Origin of the sequence: Gaetbulibacter aquiaggeris (assembly GCF_044003965.1) — a bacterium.
Lineage (GTDB): Bacteria > Bacteroidota > Bacteroidia > Flavobacteriales > Flavobacteriaceae > Yeosuana > Yeosuana aquiaggeris.
This window is the reverse complement of record NZ_JBAWKC010000001.1, coordinates 487197-508654: the sequence shown is the minus strand read 5'-3', so window position 1 is coordinate 508654 and position 21458 is coordinate 487197. Positions and strand designations below refer to the sequence as shown.

At 34.0% G+C, this 21458-nt stretch carries 8 protein-coding genes; all 8 read right to left on the bottom strand.

Annotated elements, in window-relative coordinates:
- Positions 1-140 precede the first annotated feature (140 nt).
- Positions 141-1823 (bottom strand): RagB/SusD family nutrient uptake outer membrane protein, encoded by a 1683-nt coding sequence (locus V8G56_RS02070; RefSeq protein ID WP_395436802.1) that lies wholly within the window; start codon positions 1821-1823, stop codon positions 141-143.
- Between the two features lie 26 nt (positions 1824-1849).
- On the bottom strand, positions 1850-4999 hold the full coding sequence (locus V8G56_RS02065) for a SusC/RagA family TonB-linked outer membrane protein (RefSeq protein WP_395436801.1): 3150 nt from the start codon (positions 4997-4999) through the stop codon (positions 1850-1852).
- A 9-nt stretch (positions 5000-5008) separates the two neighbouring features.
- Positions 5009-6541 carry a hypothetical protein gene (locus tag V8G56_RS02060; protein WP_395436800.1) on the bottom strand — a complete coding sequence of 511 codons (1533 nt, stop codon included), beginning with the start codon at positions 6539-6541 and terminating at the stop codon, positions 5009-5011.
- A gap of 452 nt (positions 6542-6993) precedes the next feature.
- Complete coding sequence (locus V8G56_RS02055) at positions 6994-10287, bottom strand: CRTAC1 family protein (RefSeq protein WP_395436799.1); 3294 nt, start codon at positions 10285-10287, stop codon at positions 6994-6996.
- Between the two features lie 517 nt (positions 10288-10804).
- Positions 10805-12355 carry a RagB/SusD family nutrient uptake outer membrane protein gene (locus tag V8G56_RS02050; RefSeq protein ID WP_395436798.1) on the bottom strand — a complete coding sequence of 517 codons (1551 nt, stop codon included), beginning with the start codon at positions 12353-12355 and terminating at the stop codon, positions 10805-10807.
- A gap of 32 nt (positions 12356-12387) precedes the next feature.
- On the bottom strand, positions 12388-15348 hold the full coding sequence (locus V8G56_RS02045) for a SusC/RagA family TonB-linked outer membrane protein (protein ID WP_395436797.1): 2961 nt from the start codon (positions 15346-15348) through the stop codon (positions 12388-12390).
- Between the two features lie 102 nt (positions 15349-15450).
- Entirely contained in the window at positions 15451-16659 is a 1209-nt protein-coding gene (locus V8G56_RS02040) for a glycoside hydrolase family 88 protein (protein WP_395436796.1), read from the bottom strand.
- Positions 16660-16925: 266 nt separating this feature from the next.
- Entirely contained in the window at positions 16926-21023 is a 4098-nt protein-coding gene (locus V8G56_RS02035; RefSeq protein WP_395436795.1) for a hybrid sensor histidine kinase/response regulator transcription factor, read from the bottom strand.
- Positions 21024-21458: the final 435 nt, after the last annotated feature.

Below are 21458 nucleotides of genomic sequence, written 5' to 3'. Positions count from 1 at the left end.
AACTAGTAATTCGTAACAGAATATTGCTACGAATTACAATCTAATTAAACTAAAAAAACTATTTTAAAAGCTACTCTACTACCCTTGTTTTAATAAACAAATTCATGTAACATCTTTGGAATATTTATTTTTTAAGAAAATTACCTCCATTCTGGTTTCTGGTCCAATTGCTGATTTATAGAGACCTCAATAAGTGGATATGCTAAAGACAAATGCTTACTAATATCAAAATTAAATGGTCCTCTTAGAATCGCTTGATGATCAGCATTTGCTGCAGAAAAATTAGGATGTCCTTGAACAATGTTTTTTACTTCAATTAATTTATCATCAAGTAATTCCCATCTTATTAAATCATGTCTGCGAACACCTTCAAAACATAGCTCCCTTGATCTTTCATCTACAAGTTCATCAAAAAACAATTGTTTGTTGGTAACTACCGTTGGTTTTTCTACGGCAATATCTTCTAAACCGGCTCTTGAACGTACTTCGTTAAGATATTGAATAGCTAATGCTGTTGGACTGCCATTTACCTCATTAGTAGCTTCAGCATACATAAGCAAAATATCCGAGTACCTGAGTACTGGAAAATTCACACTCGTAAAGTTTCGATTTAATTCACTGGCACTATTCTCAAGCACCACATATGGCTCTTCGGTACCAGGAATATCTATATCGGCATAATTAACCGGTTCCCATCTTCTATACTTCGCTGGACAAAAAAATAATACTTGCAACTCATTGCCTATATCCGTAATATCGCCAGTACCAGTACGTCTGTATGAAGGAATATTCCATTGGTATCTTGCATCACTTACTTGATCATACAAGCCTGATAAGTTTGGATATACCCCTGCCTGTGCAAAACCATTAGGGTCACCAAAAGTGTTGGCTGATCCAAAATTTATTCCGTTTAATGCACCATATCGACCATCAACACCAATTAATCCCTGATCTCTTAAATTTTGAAATGAGATTTCGAAAAGAACCTCACTGGTGTTATATACACCTCCAATCAGATTAAGAAAAGTATTTCTATAGCCATTGGTACCATCTCCAAGTGTTAGTGTATGATATCCGTCATTAATGACAGCGTCACAATGGGCTAATGCATCGGCATAATGATTTTCCTTTAGTGGATATCCCGACATCTTCAAATAAACTCGGGCAAGTAGGCCATGTGCCGCAAGTTTTTGAGCCCTGCCAGGAACATAACTGGCAGATCCAGGATGTGGCAAATGCTCTGAAGCAAACGTAAAGTCGTCTGTGATTGCTTTATAAACATCGGCTAAACTAGCAGCAGGCTTGTTATTGTCATTTTGATCTTTTGACGAACTCAACCTTAAAGGAATTTCATTCCAAAAGTTTGTTAAGTTGAAATAACAAAGTCCTCTTAAAAACTTAGCTTCAGCTATCAAGGCATTATAATCTTCAACATTTGAATAACTCGCAGGGTTTATACTCTCAATAAACAAATTTGCAAGGTTAATTGCCTGATATTGATTGGTCCAAAAATTAAATGATTGTGCATCCGACGGTGTATTCCTAAAAAGTGACACTCCCCAGTCTTCATTGAATCTTCGATTGTAATAATATTCATCTGTTCCTGCTTCCAGTATCATCAAATCTCTACCATAACCTTCATCACTGGCAATCACGCCATAAATTCCGGCCAATGCAATTTCAGCTTCTTGAGGTGTTGAATAGAAGTTATTAGATTCCCAAACAGACTCAGGAGATACATCCAAATAATCACTGCATCCTGCCAATAAAGTGGCTATCAGAACTATTAATGTTTTTTGTATTAAAATATTCTTTGTCTTCATTTTCTTCGAAAATTAATCAATGTTTATTAAAAAGTTAAATTGAGACCGCTAGTAATGGTAATACTTTGTGGGTAAGCAGACCAATCCAGATTAGGGGCCAATGCACTAGAAATACCGCCCCTAGGTGCCACTGAAACTTCTGGATCATATCCTGAATAGTTGCTCCAAGTATAAATGTTTTGTGCAGATACAGAAAACCGTACAGACTTAAAAAATCCATTCTTAAGGTAATCTTTAGGTAATTGATACCCAAGTGATATGGTTTTTAATCTTAAAAAAGAGCCATCCTCAACATAAAGATCACTAACTCGAGTACCAGTAATTGGTCGTCCAAAATTTCTATTATAGACATAAGCATGAATATTAGTGTCTGTATTACTTGGCGTCCATTGGTCTAAAAGTGCTACTAAACCGTTTTGTTTGGAACCTGAAGGAGATTCTAGTTCAACCCGATTTAAATTGAGTACATCAGCTCCATATGACCATTGTAAAAACACTTGAAGATCAAAGCCTTTCCATTCAAAGGTATTGGTTAAACCACCTATAAACTTAGGTGCTGTATTTCCAATAACCTGTCTATCATCTTGTGTTACTGTACCGTCTCCGTTTAGGTCAATATATTTAACACTTCCTGGTGCAGGTTGCCCTCCATTATCCGGTATGCCGTCTTTAAGTTCATAAACTCCTAGACTATTGTTCCAGTTAAAATCATCGAGCTGATACAATCCATCAAATTTTAAACCATAAATTTGACCTACAGGTTGCCCAACTTGAGTTATATATTGAAATTCATTCAGGCCATTTACTCTTTCTGGATTAACAAGAATGGCATCTTGTCCTTGGTTGAGTTTTAACACCTTATTTCTGTTAAACGCTATATTGAAATTGGTATTCCATTTAAAATCCTTTTTGGACATATTGAAAGATGTTAGCGTAATTTCAACTCCGCTATTTTCAACTTCACCAACATTTTGTTGAACCCTTTCAAATCCGGTACTAGATGCCATTTCTGCATTCAACAACAAATCATCGGTACGCTTTAGGTAATACTCCGTTTCCATTTGAATCCTGTTATTAAAAAGACTAAATTCTAAACCCGCATTTAACTGATTGGTTGTTTCCCATCTTAGATCAGGAACACCTAAGTTATTTATAATTGCTCCAATAGCATAATTCTCTCCATTACCCCATACATACCCTGAAGTGTTACTGGAGGCAAGTGTTGTAAAGGCATCAAAATCTCCTATTCGGTTATTACCGGTTTTACCCCAGCCACCTCTTAGTTTCACATTAGAGATAAAATCTATTTCATCAAAGAAAGGCTCATCTGAAACAATCCATCCTAATGAGAACGATGGAAAATATCCCCAACGGTTTTCCTTCCTAAATTTAGAAGACCCATCTGCTCTAAAATTAACTGTTAATAAATAACGGTCTTTTAAAGCGTAGTTTAGCCTTCCAAAATATGATAGCAAGGTATTTTTACTTAGCAAACTAGTAGGTATTTGTGAAACCAGACCAATACCTAAATTATCAATACCAAAAATATCAGTTGGAAGTTGACTGGCAAACAGTCCAGACTGTTCTAGATTTCGCGTTTGTGCTTCAATTCCTCCTAATAATTTTAATTTTTGTTTTTTTCCAATCTTTGGTGCATAATTCAAAACTCCAGAACCTGTTGAAACAGTTACCCTTGAATTATCTATTCTACCACTTATACCATCATTCCCTCTTGATCCTTGGTAAGTATTCTGTCCATAGAATAAGGTATTTCTTCTATTTTCTGACTGAAAACTACCTACTAAGTTAAATGACAATTGTTTATTTATTTTAAATCGACCTGTTAATGTACCTCTAAATAATTCTCGCCTATCTGTTCTATCTGTATTGTTAAGATTGTCTACAGGATTAAAAAGAAATCTTCCACTCTCTTCATCAGGATCGAAGCCATCAAGACCATCGTTGTTTATTGGCTCTACAGGTCTAAATACTAAAGCATCTCGTATGATGTTACCGCTAAAGCCATTACCATCTACTGTAGACCCAGTACGGTTGGTCAAACTATAAACCAAATTTGCATCTAATTTCATCCAATCATTTACTTCATGATTAATTCTAAAATTATTCACAGACTTAGTAAATCCTGTATTGATTACAATACCTTCTTGGTCTAAATACTGTCCACTATAATAAAATTGAGTCGTATCACCGCCCCCACTTACTGAAAGGTTATAATCTTGAAAAGTTGCAACTTGTAATATTTCATCTTGCCAACTAGTCCCTTCATTGTTTCTATATAATTCAGGATCTTCCCAAGTCTGAAGAAAAAATTGTGTTTCCCTTCCTGGAGCATAGCCATCGGAAATTAAAGCCTGTTGCTTTAGATAAGATACATACTGATATGGATTCATTACCTCTAATCGTCCAGGGGCATATTGTATTCCGCTATTAATATTAAAATTGATATCAGTTTTTCCATCCTTTCTACCACCTTTGGTTGTAATAAGAATAACTCCATTAGCTCCCCTTGATCCATATATGGCTGTTGATGAGGCGTCCTTCAACACATCCAAAGATTCAATGTCATTGGTGTTCAAGGAAGCGGGATCGAAATCAGTCAACGGAACACCATCAATTACATATAAAGGGCTATTATCCCCTGTGATGGAATTCCCTCCTCTTATGACTATATTCGCACTACTACCCGGTGTACCATCTGCTGAGGTTACTTGTACTCCAGCTATTCTGCCTGAAAGGGCCTGATCAAAATTTGGTGTTGGAGCTCTAACCAAATCGTCTGGTTTAACTGTACCAACCGAACCTGTAAGATCTCGTTTTCTTTGTGTTCCATATCCTACAACCACCACTTCATCTAAACTCTGAAGATCTTCTTGTAACTTTATTACAAAGGTTGATTGATTGTTGACAGCCACTTCTTTTTCAATGTAACCGATATATCTAATAGAAAGCACTCCATTATTTGGGACTCGTTCTAGGACAAATTTGCCGTCAAAATCTGTTATTGCCCCATTGTTTGTCCCTTTAACACTAATTGTAGCACCAGGCAAAGGTTCACCACTCTCACCATTTACGACAGACCCTGAGATTGAAGTTTGGGCCAGTGTCTGTAAAATAAAACAATGCGTAAGAAATATGTATAAAATTATTTTTTTCATGATTATAGTCTATTGTTCGTAAGCAGTTATATTAAAATCGGATATAAGGTATCTTCCGGATCTGTCAAAAGGAAAAACGTAGGAAATACTTCCTTCAAATGTTGTGTGAACACGAAACGCAACTGTAACATTACTCATACCAACATAATCTGCCATATTAAATGTGCTTCTAATCCATTTGTTATCGGCATTCTTAGCAGGGTCTTTAAGGCCATCTGGGTTGGGAAAATCTCGCAAATTTTGATCTCCCGGATAAGGATAACCCATGAACTCATTACCTTCAATAAAGACGCCGCCAGATTCAATATTAGACTCCAACTGATCGGTGATCTCTGTCCATGTAGCACTATTGAAATCTCCTAAGTAATCTGTAGAGATGTATGCTTTCATAAATGAAGGTGAAGAACCGTCTGTACTTAAATACTCAACAAATTGATTATTAGAGAAAAATTCGGTCTCAACATCAAATCCAAATTGATAAGCAGTTAAATCGACTGAATTCATTATAGCCCATGACTCATGTGGAACTTGATTGCCTCCACTTGGTCTAACTATATTAACTTCAAGCCTTTTTTGATTCACATTTTCTGCTGGTCGGTCATCACCAACTAGAGCCCCAGGCGCTGGTGCTAATCTTTGCCAAAATAATCCAGTGGTATTTACAACATCATGAATTCTAAATCCATAGGTGGTGTTCTCAAACTCAAAAGTAGGATAAAACAACTGGATTGTTTGTTTAGGAATAACCACTGGATTATTTGAGATGTAAATACTCACAACATTACTGAAGGATACTACTTCTTCGCTAATATTACTAATGATATTGATGGTTGGAGAAACAATCTCTGGTTCTGTTAAGGGAGAATAACCACTATTTAAGGTTATAACACCCGTTGAAGAATCAATACTAAATTTATCTTGGTTATCAGCTAGTACAAATCTATAGTCTGGATTTGCTCCAAACACAATTGGTTCTGTTGTTTTATTATTTCCACTTGTAAGTAGATTTTGTCCACCAGGAATGTATAACAAACCTGATGCTAGCGCAGGCCCCAAATAAAGCTCAAAAACGTTTGCAAATGTTGATTCTAGGAATTGATTATCAAAGTTACTAATCATTTTGATGTCGAAATAGTACTTGCCTTCAGCTAAAGGGTTATTATTATCAATTCGAATTCGCCCAATGTCGTCAGTATTTAAAACTTTATATTGAATTATGGTACCGTCTTCTTCTTCAATATTAACGGTCTCCTCTGTAGCATTCAAAATACTAAAATAAGCATCAACATCACTTTGGTTCAAAACAGTTCCATTTGAATCTCTAACCGCAACTATTTCGAAAACCGGTATTGCTCCATAGGAATTATAGGTAGGGGGAGCCGTAATTACTACTCCAAACTCTCGAGCACTAACAACAGAAGCATATTTTAATCCAGTAGGCGCTTGAGGAACGACTATATTCGTTTCAACAAAGGAATCCTCCTGACAACCTATTAAGGTGATTGCTAGTACAAATGTAAAAAATCGCAATTGTTTAATCATAATTAAATTATTTTAAGTAAATCATTTTAATACCAATTAGTCTCTACAAAATTCTAAAGAGTATTTTTTGCAAATTTTTGTGCAAAAAGGATATTCTCTCACTTCCAAAAAGCCTTCATTTAATAAATTTGATGTTTGAAGGACCTGATGTCTTTTAATAAAATCAATTGTGGTGTAAACTTATCCTATTCACTTTCTAAAAAAGGGGATAAATGTTTTTTTTAAAGGGGGAAAAAATGCTTATTCCTTAAAATATGTAGTGTTCTATAGTTTGTATTTAAAAAAAATCAATGTTCATAAAATTATTATTTGGCTTCTTTTAAAATTACCTATTCTACATTATAATTCAGTGACTGATGTTAATATGTACACACATCGATCCTTTCTCCCAAAATATTCTAAAATGTCTTTAACCTTTGTAAAAGGGTTGACACAAACAAAATTCTGTACATTTAATCAGTCAATAACCTATATAGCTGGTGAGTTTCATCATTATTGACAATCAAAATATGTTTCCCAATTAAATCTTTAAGAAATATCAGGCCTCTGACATCTTTATCTGCTATAAGACCAGTTTTGTGATTCGGCACGTATAAGAATGAACTATTTTCCTGTCCTAAGAGCAATGAACCAATACCGGCATCCAAACGAGTTGTTTCCACTTCTGTTTGATAATTATTTCCTGCAAGAAATAAATCATTTACTCCGTCACCATCAAAATCTTCATAAAGAATGTCGTTCACAGGAGAAATCTGAACTTCATTAGGAAATGGCCAAAAACTAAACTTGCCTTTGCCATTATTAATGAAAATGCCAGATTTAAGTTCAGTGGCTTTTAATTGATATGCATGTTTTAAGTCCTTACCAACAATACCATTTATGTCTTTACTAGAAAATTCCTTGTATGTAAAGAATTTCTTTTGAAGAGAAGGTATTTGTTGCACAATGCTAGCTTTACCCCTAATTGGAACTTCTCTCCCTTTGTCATATTTTGTAAGGAAGATATCCACAGAACTGTTTTTATCAAAATCCTGGGCATAGACTCGCAAAGGGTCTTTGTTAGTTGCATGATACTTTGAGTTAAGACCAAGATTACCAGCAATAATATCCAAATCGCCATCGTCATCTACATCTTCAACCAAAAGTTTATTCCACAAACCTTTCACTTCAGATAAATAATCATATCTCCAATTTTGTTCCAATTTTCCATTGGTGTTTACAAAAATTTCAATCCCCATCCATTCACCTGTAAGAATTAAATCAAGATCACCGTCAGAGTCAATATCCTTCCATACAGCATCGGTTACCATGCCAATAGTCTTAAGGTCGGGAGCTAGAGCCTGTGTGACAATTTGAAATTTTCCACCAACGTTTTCCAATAAATAACTTGTTGGTGGATACGGATATGCACCGGGAATCAACCTGCCTCCAACGAAAAGATCTTCATCACCGTCTCCATCAAAATCACCATTGGCAACAGTTTGCCCTGACTCAAAAAACAATGGAAGACAGCTAGTACACCTTGACAGGTTACCAGCTCCGTCATTAATATATAATCTATCTTCTAAGTATGGTGACATCTCCTGATACTCACAACTTCCACTCACAACATAGAGATCCAAATCGTCATCATTATCAGCATCAAACCAAATTGCTCCGACGTCTTCATATAATTTGTCCTTTTCAAAATCAGGAATTCTCATATCTCTAAAACCATCCTTTCCAGAAAGCAACAACTTGCCTTCTTGAAGATAGCCTCCTCCAAGGTAAATATCCTGATATCCGTCATTGTTAATGTCTGCACTGGCTATGGCAGGACCTAATTGAGATAGTTTATATGGCAGCAAGTATTGTATTCCAAAATCGTTAAATAAGGAATCCTTATGCTTGAATGGAAACTCAACCTCTTCGACTATCTTAGTTTTGGGATAAACTCCTTTTTCTGAAGAATCACTCGCATCCAAATAGCAAATAGACAAGGTCTGATTCAACTCGAATCCTTCAACCTTCTGCTCCTTACCGTCGGGCCATTCGACAATTATTTTGCTGATTGACGCATCTTTACCGATTCCAATATGCAATATCTTGGACATAGCAGATAAATACCCTCTTGATCGTATCAATTGGCGTTCGATAATACTGCCGTCGTCAATGAAAAGTGAAACTTTTACGCCAATACCTTCTTTGTTATGTTCTGGACCTTCAAACTCAAATTTAATAAAATTACCATATCCAAGTTCAATAGCATTATTTTTTAAAATGCTTGCCTTATCATTAATGTTATTAACTATTAAATCTAGGTCCCCATCGTTATCTAAGTCTGCATATGCAGCGCCATTGGAAAACGTGGGATTCATATCAATCCATTTTTCAGAATTGTTCGAGAAGGTAAGATCACCATTGTTTTTAAAGAAATAATTCAGTAATTTATGCTGCGGAAGCATTTGAGTATATCTGAAAAACTCCTGTTCTGTTGGCTTCAAACCCTTATTTCTGATTATCCGAACAATTTCGTCGTTGGCATCTTGATCAATTAGATCTCTGTAGATTCCATTAGTTATATAAATATCACTGAGTCCATCCAAATCAAAATCAGCAATCAATGATGACCAACTCCAATCTGTTGCAGCAATTCCTGATAAGTTACCTAACTCCGAAAAAGTCCCATTTTGATTATTGATTTGCAAGACATTTTGCATATACTGGTATTGATAGCCTGACTTAACCATTGCATCAAATTTGCTAATGGTGGTCATGGGCATGGACATTTTTGAACGCACATAATCCTCTGGATTCATGTCAAGTACAACCAAGTCGGGACTTCCATCATTGTTCAAATCGGCAATATCACTTCCCATACTATAAAATGAAGTATGTTTGAACATTTCTGGACCCATATCGGTAAAACTACCATCTCCGTTATTGATAAAAGCGAAATCTGGCATTAGGAAATCGTTGCTCACATACACATCAAGCCATCCATCATCATTAAGATCACCAACCTGAGCATTAAGACCAAAGGCTCTCTCTACAGGCAACCCCGCCTCCGTCGAAATATCCTTAAATTTCCCATTACCTTCATTACGGTAAAATTTGTCGCTACCACCCAATTCGGGCGTTTCCGGATTGTTTGAAATGACATCAAAAGCTATAATATTTTGATCATTTTTTGTCATTACTGGGGCATTTGCTAGATAAAGGTCTAAATCGCCGTCCTTATCATAATCAAAAAAACTAGCTGATATGGTCCTATTGGAATCATCAAGTCCATATTCTTTAGCAGACTCAGTAAATGTTAAATCGCCATTATTGATGTAAAGTAGATTTTTTCTGATGTCTAGGTCATTATACCAGCCAGCTCTGCACACATACAAATCGTCGAAGCCATCTTCGTTTATATCTACAACCGTGACGCCTGTTTTAAATCCTTCTTTACCCAATATTCCAGATGAACTGGAAATATCATTAAATTTAAAATTTCCCTGATTTAGGTATAACCTGTTTTCAGAAATATTGGAGGTAAAGAAAATATCCTGTAAACCATCGTTGTTCATGTCAAGAACAGCTACACCTCCTCCATTATAAGAATAGATATATTGATAATAATGAAAGGTTTCACTTTCCGAAATTTCATTAATAAAATGAACCCCAGAAATTTTAGGATCTATTTGTTCAAATAACTTTACAACCACTTCTTCATCATGGTTTGATTTTTGGCAGCACCAAAAACTTATAATTAAAATCATAAAGCATATGAAAAACGTAAATTGTCTATTAAAACCTTTCAAATTACAAGCAGTTAACATTTTAATTATCTTTTTTATTTTGTTTTATCCATTCCGTTAATTTTGCCAGCCTTAATTCCAATAGTGCTTCAAAAAGTGATTTCGAATTTACCGGCTTACACAAACTTTCCAAAGCCAACTTTCTTCTTGTGTTTTAAAGTTTATGGTCTAATGGTCTAAAATAATTAATCTAATCATTTTTATAGTGTTTCATGATTTTAGAATTTTTAATCAAAAGCTTATTGTGTCGGATAAATAATTAAGATGTTTGGTTTATCTGGCAGTAACGTTTCGCTTTTTTGCTGAGCATTACAATTACTACAAAAAAGTAAAACCAATAGCAATAAAACATTTATTTTCTTTATGATTAACGATTTCCCCAAATTATTAAAAACCAATTATATAGAAAAAAGTAATTCGTAACACCAAATGTTACGAATCACTTCAACTAATTCAAAATAATACAGAAAAACATTTTTTAATTACCTAATTGCGGAGCCAAATCTATTTCGACTTGTGGTATTGGTGAGAAATACAAATAAGGTCCAGAAGTTGCAGGCAATATATTGTTTACAACATCTACGCGCTCATCTGGAGATCTTTTTTGTAGAAATTCAACAACTCGCTCTGTTCTCACTAAATCATGCCATCTCTCATACTCACCTGCCAATTCCCATCCACGTTCTTGAAAGGCCAATTCAACAAGGTCACCAGATGTAATATCTACGGTAGCTCCTGCTCTTCTTCTTACTCTATTTAAAGCTTCCCAAGCATCAGCAGTTGAGCTTCCGGCTCTAGCACTCGCCTCAGCATAAGTTAACAAAACTTCAGCATATCTCATAAAATAGCGGTTCAAATCATTAGCTGTAGTATTAATCGTCTCAGCGTAATTTCCACCTACAATTTTTCGAAAAATTGGATGCGGTTCATCTGAAAAGTTTTCCCAATCAGAGGCATCTGGTCGACTTCCTCTCGGTAGAACATCATCAGAATACGTGTCATGAAAACGTTGTTCTGTACCGTTAGCAATAGCATTGGCCTCCATATCATTATAAAATGTTATCTCTCCAAAGGTTTCGCCCCATCCACCAGCAACAGCTGGCGTACCTAAACGTCCGGTAGTCCTATTGGCGTAGCCAACTCCACATGTATTACAAAATATCATAGCAAATACGCTCTCATTTTGTTTAAAACGATTAGCCGCTGTCCATAAACCTCTATAGTTGGTTGTTAAACCAAAACCATAGGCCCCTTCATTATCAATTACTTCTTTAGCTTTAGCTGCAGCCTCAGCATATTTACCATTATCTTTGATAGGGAAGCCTGCCCAATGTAAATAGAGTTTCGCTAAATACGCTTTAGCCGTTCCTTTATTAGGTCGAGCTCCAACTACTGGAATACCTGGATATACATTTGGCAAGAGTGTTTCTGCCATTTGTAGGTCTGATTCCATCAATTCATAAATTTCTAGAAAACTTGCTTTTTGCAATTCACTAATTGATGTATTTAAATCAACTATTGGTACTTGACCAAATGTACGAGTTAAATGCAGGTAACTAAAGGCTCTCAAAAAATAGGCTTCACCGACTAATCGATTGATGCCTTCCTGTGTGCCGTTAACAATATTATCTTTATTTTCAATAATGGAGTTTGCGACTCTAATGACGTCATATGATGCTCCATAAGAACCACCACCGTTATCTATAAGCCGCTCTGAGGTTGGTGTTTGTCTTCTCCAATCCGATTCTCTAAATCCAATTTTGTTGGTGGCGCTGTGTGTTGTAATATCATCTCCTCCATAACCAGCTATAAAATACGCAGACCACATAACTCCATTTTGCATTGTTTTGTACATACCTGAAACAGCAGCTTTAAGCGTTTCTTCAGAATTTAACACATCCGGTGACAAAATTGATTCTGCAGGATTTTCTTCTAAATCGGCACAGCCAAATATTGTGGTAATCACTAACAAAAGCACTATACATAGTGGTCTTGTCCATTTTTCGTTTTTAATATTATATTTTTTCATATACTTTTATAGTTAAATTTTATATTATTAATCTAAAATACCAAGTTAAGACCAAATGTAAATGTTCTTGGGTTAGGATACCCACCTTGATCTACTGATGGTCTAGTGTCCGAATTACCACTACCACTAGTTGGTCCTACGGTAGAAGATACTTCCGGGTCATAGCCTGAATAATCTGTAATAGTGAAAAGATTTTGAGCGCTTAAGTATAACCGTACAGAATCGAATACATTAGCAACGCCTTCCAAATTATACCCTAAAGTTATATTACTAAGTCTAATAAAACTACCGTCTTCTACATATCTAGTTGAATTAAAGATATTAGTTCCTGAAGCCGGAATATTGGTTTGGTTTTGAGGAGTCCACCTATTTAAAAATTCTACAGATGTAGGTACATTTGTACTTGAACCCTCTAATGAAATAGCGGCTCTGGTAACATTAAGCACATCAAAATCATGAACACCACGTAATAAAACGTTTAAATCAAAATTCTTGTAGGCAAAGGTTTGGTTTAACCCCCATGTCGTAGTTGGAATTCCATTACCTATAACACCCTGTGTAACATTTCCGTCGCTATCTAGTGCATATTTGGCACTACCGGCTACCTGGTTTGGATCCTCGCCTGTTTGCCATGCTCCTAAAAATGTAGCTCCATAAAAATTACCTACTGGTTGACCTTCTTCAATAATAAATGCGTTAGTGGCGTTTCCGAATGGAGCGGTTGTTTGAAAAACATTCTCTAATCCGCCAAGATTTACAACTTCATTTTTTACATAAGAGAAATTGAAGTTAGCATTCCATTTAAAATCACCCTTATCTAGAATTGCTGAACTAATGCTGACATCAATCCCTGAATTTTTTATTTCTCCTGAATTGGTAAGTAAAGTACCTCCTCCTAAAGCAAGTGGCTGAGGAAGCAATACCAATAAATCAGTTGTGTTCTTTTGATACCAATCAAGACTCACATTAATTTTATCATTAAGTAAACCAAAATCTACACCCACATTTATTTGTTTGGTGGTTTCCCAAGTAAGATTTTCATCAACTGGTCCACTCAGTGCAATCCCAGTTGCAAGAGAGGTACCACTTAAAGGTGCATTGAAACCTGTTAAAAATCTTTGATATGTAGAAAACGGCGCTATATCTTGATTCCCTGTTTCACCGTAGCCTAACCTGATTTTTGTATTACTATTTGGTTTTAATTTATAAGCTACGGATCCTGATGGAAATACCCCTGTTCTATTCCCACTTCGAAATCTGGAGGTTTCATCGATACGAACGGCTCCTGTTACATAAAAACGTTTATCGAAATCATACTGAACCCTTCCCAAATAAGACTGTAAAGTAGAAGGCGTATAATTAGCATTTACTGATAGTGCATTAGCCAGCTCTAAAAAATTAAATCCGTCCTGTATACCTGCAATTGAATATTGAGCAGCACCAAACCCTCTAGCGCGATTTTCTTGTCCTTGAATTTCATATACCCCTGTGAGCTTGAATGTGTTTTTATCAAATTCTTTAGACCATGATAAAATATTACTTAACTGATATGAGCCAAAATTATTTGAGCTAAAAAATGCTGAAGGCGGTTCCTGATCATTTGTTCCTGCTGGAATACCTTGATATACTTCATTTGCTCTATTTGATACAGCTGCTCCTGCCAAAATTGTAAAATTCAATTTATCATTGATATCATATGATAAATTAAGATTAGCATTGAAGCGGTTATCTATAAGGTCACCATATCTTTCAAACTGTACTGCATATGGATTTACCAATCCACTTCCATAAATAGAGGATTTCGTAAAATTGCCGTCTACATCCCTTAATGGTAACGTAGGGTCAAAGTTTAAAATTCCTGTAACACCTCCTCTTTGATCTGTAGATGTTCCTCCGCTCATTAAGTTAAAAGCCTTTTCTCTTGATGCAAAAAGATTTAATCCAACGGTAAATTTATCAGTCAAATTTGCCTTCAAATTGGATCTTAGTGATAACCGATTATAATCTGTATTGAATACAATACCTTCTTGGTCTACGTAATTACCTGAAATAAAATAAGAAATGTCTCCTTTTTTTCCGCTAGCAGACACCTGTAAGTTATTTAACATAGCCGTTTGAAAAAAGATGTCTTGATAATCTACCCCATTTCCTGTAACACTAATAAAATCCGCTGGATCAGAAATACCTTCATTTACATAGTCCGCAAACTGTTGCGGTGTAATTAAATTTATCTTATTAGGTACTGTTGAGAAAGACGTAAAATAATTAATATTTATTTTTGCTGGCCCTTCTTGACCTTGCTTAGTGGTTATCAAGATAACACCATTTGCCGCTCTAGATCCATATATTGCTGTTGCAGAAGCGTCTTTTAAAATATCAAAGGTTTTAATGTCATCTGTATTTATGCTAGCAAGGTTTCCACCTATAATACCATCTACTACTAAGAGAGGATCGTTATTACCATTGATAGAAGTTAATCCACGCACACGCACCTTAATATCTGCACCGGGCGCTCCCGAGTTTTTTAATACTTGTACACCGGCTGCTCTTCCCTGTAAGGCATCCTCTGCTCGAATTAACGGTTGCTTTTCAAAATCTTTAGCAGAAACAGATGTAACCGCCGAGGTTAAATCTTGCTTAGAGGAAGAACCATAACCAATAACAACAACGTCATCCAACTGTTCAGAATCAACATTTAATGTTAAATTTATATTTGTTTGATTGCCTACTGTTACTTCTGCTGTTTTATATCCAAGATAACTAAATACCAAAACATCGGTTGAAGCTACATTGCTAATCGAATATTCACCATCAAAATTTGTTGAAACTCCATTAGAAGTTCCTTTAACAATTATGTTAACTCCAGGTAAAGGTTGTGAATCTTCATCAGATACAACACCTGTAATAGTACCTTGAGCCAGTGCGCCAAAGGCTGTTAGAATGAAAAAACAAATAAAGCTTATTTGTTTAATAAAGAGTTTTTTTAGTTTCATATTTATTCGGTTTTATAGTTTGTAATATTATTTGGTTTTGTTTAAATATTAGGGGAGAAATAATCATTTTAGAGGGGGATAAACTAATTTTTTGTCCAATTATTAATTATGATCTCCATCCTTAAAAATTTTTAATTTCCTTAATAATGCTTCTAGGTAATAATAATCTGCATAAATCAGTGGAACATCAATTTCGGCATTATGGGGTATGCTACCAACACTATGTTTCAATATAAAATTATTGTTATCGCCAATTGTTGCGGTATAATCATCACTAGCTAATGCTGTCAATATTATATCAATGAATTGAGAATAACTGTTTTTGGAATAATTATCCAGTTCAATCAATGCAGAGGCTGTTATTGCAGCTGCTGAAACATCCCTTGGCTCATTAGGAATATTTTCTGCATTATAATCCCAATAGGGAATACCATCTTTTGGTATGCTAGGGTTTTCAATAATATATTTTGCTATATTTTCAGCCTGTTGCAAATAACTTTGATCTTTAGTGTAGCGATAACAAACTGTATAACCATACAGACCCCAAGCTTGCCCTCTTGCCCATGAACTTTCATCTGAATATCCTTGTGCAGTTTGTTTACTTCTAACCTTTCCGGTTTCAGGGTCATAATCAACTAGGTGATATGAACTATAGTCTTGCCTAAAATGATTCTTCATGGTTGCATTGGCATGAGCAATAGCGACATTTTTATATTTATTGTCCCCTGTTATTTTGCTTAGTTCAAAAAGCAGTTCCAGATTCATCATATTGTCTATAATAACTGGGAATTTCCATCCTCTCTCAGCTTGCCACCCAGTATCAGTTTCCCAGCTCTGGATACACCCAACATTGCGATTGAATCGTGTTATCAATGAATCTCCGGCGGTAATCATAACTTGTTTAAAACTCTCATTACCTGTTAGCCTATATCCATTACCGTAAGATGAATTAAAAACAAAACCTAAATCATGGTTGTTAGTATAGTTCTTGTGGGATTCAAATTGTGATTGAAATCTCTCAGCAGCTTCTTTCCATGCTTCATCTTTAGAAAAATCATACAAGTACCAACAAGCTCCTGGAAAAAAGCCTTCAGTCCAATCAAAATTCTGATCCGTCCAATGCATTTTCCCTTCAGTTGTTATTGTTCTTGGAATTCTTTTGACTTTTTCTGATTCTGTTAATAATAAGGTTAATTGCTTTTCTGCTAATTTTAATTGCCTTTGAACAAATTCTGTATCCACTTTGCTGTTAAATGAATAGCATGTTAAAAGAAAAACAGAAAACAACACTAAAAAATTTACTTTGCTCATATAGTGATTTATTATTATTAAAGTTTATTTAATATCGAATGAATCAAAGCTATATAAGATTTGGTGTTAATTTGGGGTGAAATGTTTCTGTTTTGGGGTGTAAAAAAGCGGATTTATTAAAGTAATCTTTATGAAGTAGATCAATGCAAAAGTAAAATGTAATATCAGTTAGAATTAAACTTTAGAACCCGTCAATCATAATATCAACAAATTATATACTCCGATCATTAGTCCTTAAAATATTTTCAGAATCAACCCTTGAGAATTCAATTCTCTATAATTCCGCTTTTGTTTTGTGACTCAATAAATTCACTTGGGGACATTTTAAACTGCTCTCTAAAACAGGTACGGAAATATTTTAAGTCGTTAAAACCAACACTATAAATCACTTCAGATATGTTAAATTTATTTTGTAAAAATAGTTGCGCCGCTCTTTTAACTCGTATCATTCTAACAAATTCTGTAGGTGATTGACCTGTTAATCCTTTTAATTTTTTATACAATGCCGAACGACTCATACCCATAATTTCTCCAAATTGACTTGAGTTAAACTCAGAATTGTCCATATTGCTCTGAACAACTTCTATAGCGGTTCTTAAAAATTCATCATCTCTTGATGTAAGACTAATTGCTTCAGGAACTACTTTATAATTCCTAATAAAATATTCTTGCTGCATTTTACGGGATGACAGCAAATTTTTAACTCTTAGCTTTAAATGGCTTACTTTAAACGGTTTGGTGATGTAAGCATCTGCTCCTGTTTCAAAACCACTATCCTTAAAAATTACAGATGTTCGAGCTGTTAATAAAATAATTGGAATGTGGCTTGTTCTCAAATCTGTTTTTAATTTACCACATAATGTAATCCCATCTATTTCTGGCATCATGATGTCACTTATTATTAAATCTGGAACTTGGTGAATTGCAATATCATAACCTTCGGCACCATCAGATGCCTCAAAAAGGTTATAATCATTTGCAAAAATTTTGAGAATAAAGTTCCGTATTTCTAAATTGTCTTCAACGATTAATATAGTCTCATCTTTTTCAGAATGTTTTATGTCGCTTTTGGATTCTTCCTTTAACTCCTCTTGTTTTAAATAAGAATTGATATCATCGCCCTTTTTTAAATTTTTTAGGATTTCATCTTCTTTAAGATGATCTTTCCCCATAGGAATTGAAATAATAAATTCTGCTCCTTTTTTGTTGTCTAAATTTAAACTGATACTTCCGTGATGCAGGTCAACTAAATCTTTTACCAATGCCAAGCCAATGCCGCTTCCATGAATTTCATTTTGCTTTATATCAGGCTCTACTTGATAAAACTTATTGAAAATTAAAGGCGCTTTCTCTTTTGGAATTCCAATGCCATTATCTTTTACTGCAAATTCAAAAAAGACTGGGTTTCCATATTCATCTTCCACCAAACGGGTTTTAATTGTTATTTTTCCACCATCAGGTGTAAATTTAAAAGCGTTGGAAAGTAAGTTGAAAATAATAATTTCCATTTTATCCCGGTCATAATAAAGTTCTATAGATTCTCTATCATTTTTAAATTGATACTCAATTTTTCTATGGGTAGCCAGTTCTTGAAATGACAAACTGCTTTCCTTTAGAAAGTGGATAATGTTTCCTTTTCCAGCATTCAATTTCAGTTTTTCAACTTCATTTTTTCTAAAATCTAAAAGGCTATTTACATGGCGTAATAAGTTTTTTGAATTTCTGTTTAATACCTCTAAGTGGTTTTTTAGATTTTCAGGAATTTTAGATACATCTTTAGACATTTCTTCTACTGACCCTAATATTAATGTTAAAGGTGTTCTTAGTTCGTGAGATACATTTGTAAAAAATTGGAGTTTAAGTTGACTGATTTCCTGGATTTTCTCCTTTTCTATTTTTTCAGTTTTCAATAGTTCCTTTTCATCTCTTCGAAATTTTAAAAACATATAAATGAGCCATACTGTTATACAAATCAATAAAAAGTATATAGCATAAGCTATATTCGTTTTCCACCAAGGAGGCAAAATGCTTATTATAATTGAGGCTTCATTCTCATTCCATACACCGCTATTATTTGCTGCCTTAAGTTTGAATATGTAATTGCCAGGATTTGCGTCAGCAAATGTTAAACTCCTTTCATTACCTAAAAGATGCCATTGATCATCTTTTCCTTCTAATTTGTATTTAAAAATATTTTTTCTGGGCTGTGTATAATTTAAAGCAGCAAAATCCAAACTAAAGGGAATATCATTATGGTTTATTACGACTTCTGAAATGTTGCTTTTATTATCTTTTGAGATATCTATAGAATGTCCTTTGATCTTAAAATCTGTTATAACTACTGGTGGTACATAAGGATTTTTCTTAATCTTTTTTGGATTGAAAATATTGAATCCGTTCATCCCTCCAAATAAGAGTTCGCCATTTTGGGCTGCATAATATGCATCATAATTAAATTCGTTGCTTTGAAGGCCGTCCAAAGCGTCATAATTTGTAAATTCATTTAAATTGAAATCAAATCTTGAAAGACCTTTAAACGTACTAAGCCATAAATTATCTTCTTTATCTGGAAGAATACCTAGGATTGAATTACTTGACAGCCCATCTAATACCGTAAATTGTTTAGTTAAGGAAAAATCATTTTTTAGAAAAAATAATCCTTGGCCTTCAGTAGCCACCCAAAAGTTGTTTTCATCATCTTGATAGATACAAGTTACAAGCGAACTTATCCTATTATTTAAAATTGATATGGATTCACTATTAATTGTTTTTGTTTTTAAGTCAACCAATCCCATACCATTGGCTGTACCCGCCCAAACACGTTGTTGTTTATCTTCAAAAATTTCATAAATTGTTTGAGAGAATATATCGGTATTAAAACGCGTGAACTTTTTAGTTTTTGGATCAAATAAATTTAAACCTTTTTTTATGGTCCCAACCCATAGTCTATTTTGAGTATCGATCATTAAACAGGTTACCCAATCAGAACTAATGCTCTCGTCATCTTGAATATCACTTTTAAAGTGATGAAATTTATTAGTGTTGGCTTTTGTGTCATAAACATCCAATCCACTACCATGTGTCGCTATAAACAATATACCTTGTTTGTCTAATACAATATCCTGAATATTATCATTCCCTAAACCGTTGGGATTATCAGGGTTGTTTTTATATATTTTGAAGGTTTTTGAGTTGGTATCAAAATAATTAAGCCCCCCACGTTCAGTTCCAATCCAAAAATTATGCTTCTCATCCTCAGCGAATGAACTAACAACATGATAACTTAAACCAGAGAAAATTCCATAATGTTGAAAAGAATCAAAATTTTTATCTAGGTAATTGACTGCCCCTTGCCAAGTACCAATCCAAATGCCATTGGAATCATCTTTGAAAATTTTATAAACTGAATTTTGACTTAGACTATAAGGGTTTTTGTCATTATGTGTATAATTTGAAAATGATTTGTCTTTTGTGTTTATTTTATAGACTCCACTATAGGTGCCTATCCAAATAGTGTTTGATTCATCAGTTAATATTGTCCTTACTTCTTTAAAGGACGTATAAGAATTATTATTGTTCTTTAATTTAAATTGCTCAATTCCCTTTGTTACCTCATTAAATTTCCATAAACCAGTAAAAGATCCAATCCAAATATTTCCATTAGCGTCCTCTTTAATATCCCCTTTTCCTGAATTTTTAGGGTCATCAATGACATCACTATCAAAAGGATATTGTTTAAATTGATTACTTCCAACCGGCAAGCAGACAAGACCTTTAAGGGTCAATATCCATAAATTCTCTTTTGAATCAATGAAAACTTTGTCTATTCTTTTAGTTGAAAGACCATCAATTTTATTATAGTTTAAATCAATTGATTTATTTGTGCCAGTAGAAGTGTCGAAATAAATTAAGCCGTTGTCTGTTCCGATCCATAAATTTTTATTACTATCCTCACATATACTATTTATTGAGCTTGAATGATTGAAATATATATTTTTGAATCTATCGTTTTCCTTATATAAACTAAGCCCCTTTGAGGTTCCTATCCATAAATTATTATTACTGTCAACAAATAAAATATTAATATTATCACTTGAAATGCTGTTGGAGTTTTTTTCATCAGAAAAATAGCTTTTAAACTCAATCCCATCAAACCTATTCAGACCATATTTAGTAGCTATCCAAATAAATCCATTATGGTCTTGATTGATATCTGTAATAGATGTGTGTGAAAGTCCATCATTAATAGTATAATGCCTAAACTTTAAATCATAATATATGCTGTCGTTTTCTTGAGCTGATAAAAACCCATTAAAAGTTACAAGCAGTAAAACAAAAAATATATATTTATACGATAATGACATAATTAAATTAAATAATAATTCGAATTTATATAAAAGTTAGTATAACTGCTCATATAAATTATTTTTGATTTAAGACAACTTCAATTTCTAATATTAAGAAATTAGATTGTAAATCTACAAAACATATTAAGCAATTTTATAACGCAAACTTTATAAAAGCCCAAAAGTAAATGGAGGTGAAATGGTTTTATTTTAGGGGTGCGTAAAATTATTATCATATGCTGAACCAATAACTGTTTTTAACTTCATTATAATCGTATTGTATGAAGTCATGATAAAAAGATTTATCAATATCTTCAAAACGGAAATTTTTGTGCTTTTTTCATTTTGAAAACCAAATTTATTTACAGAGGTTAAACGTATAAGTAGTCTTTTACGATAAATATCTCCTTCAAAAGATAGCTTGTGTTTAATTAATACCCTTTTGTTTTAATT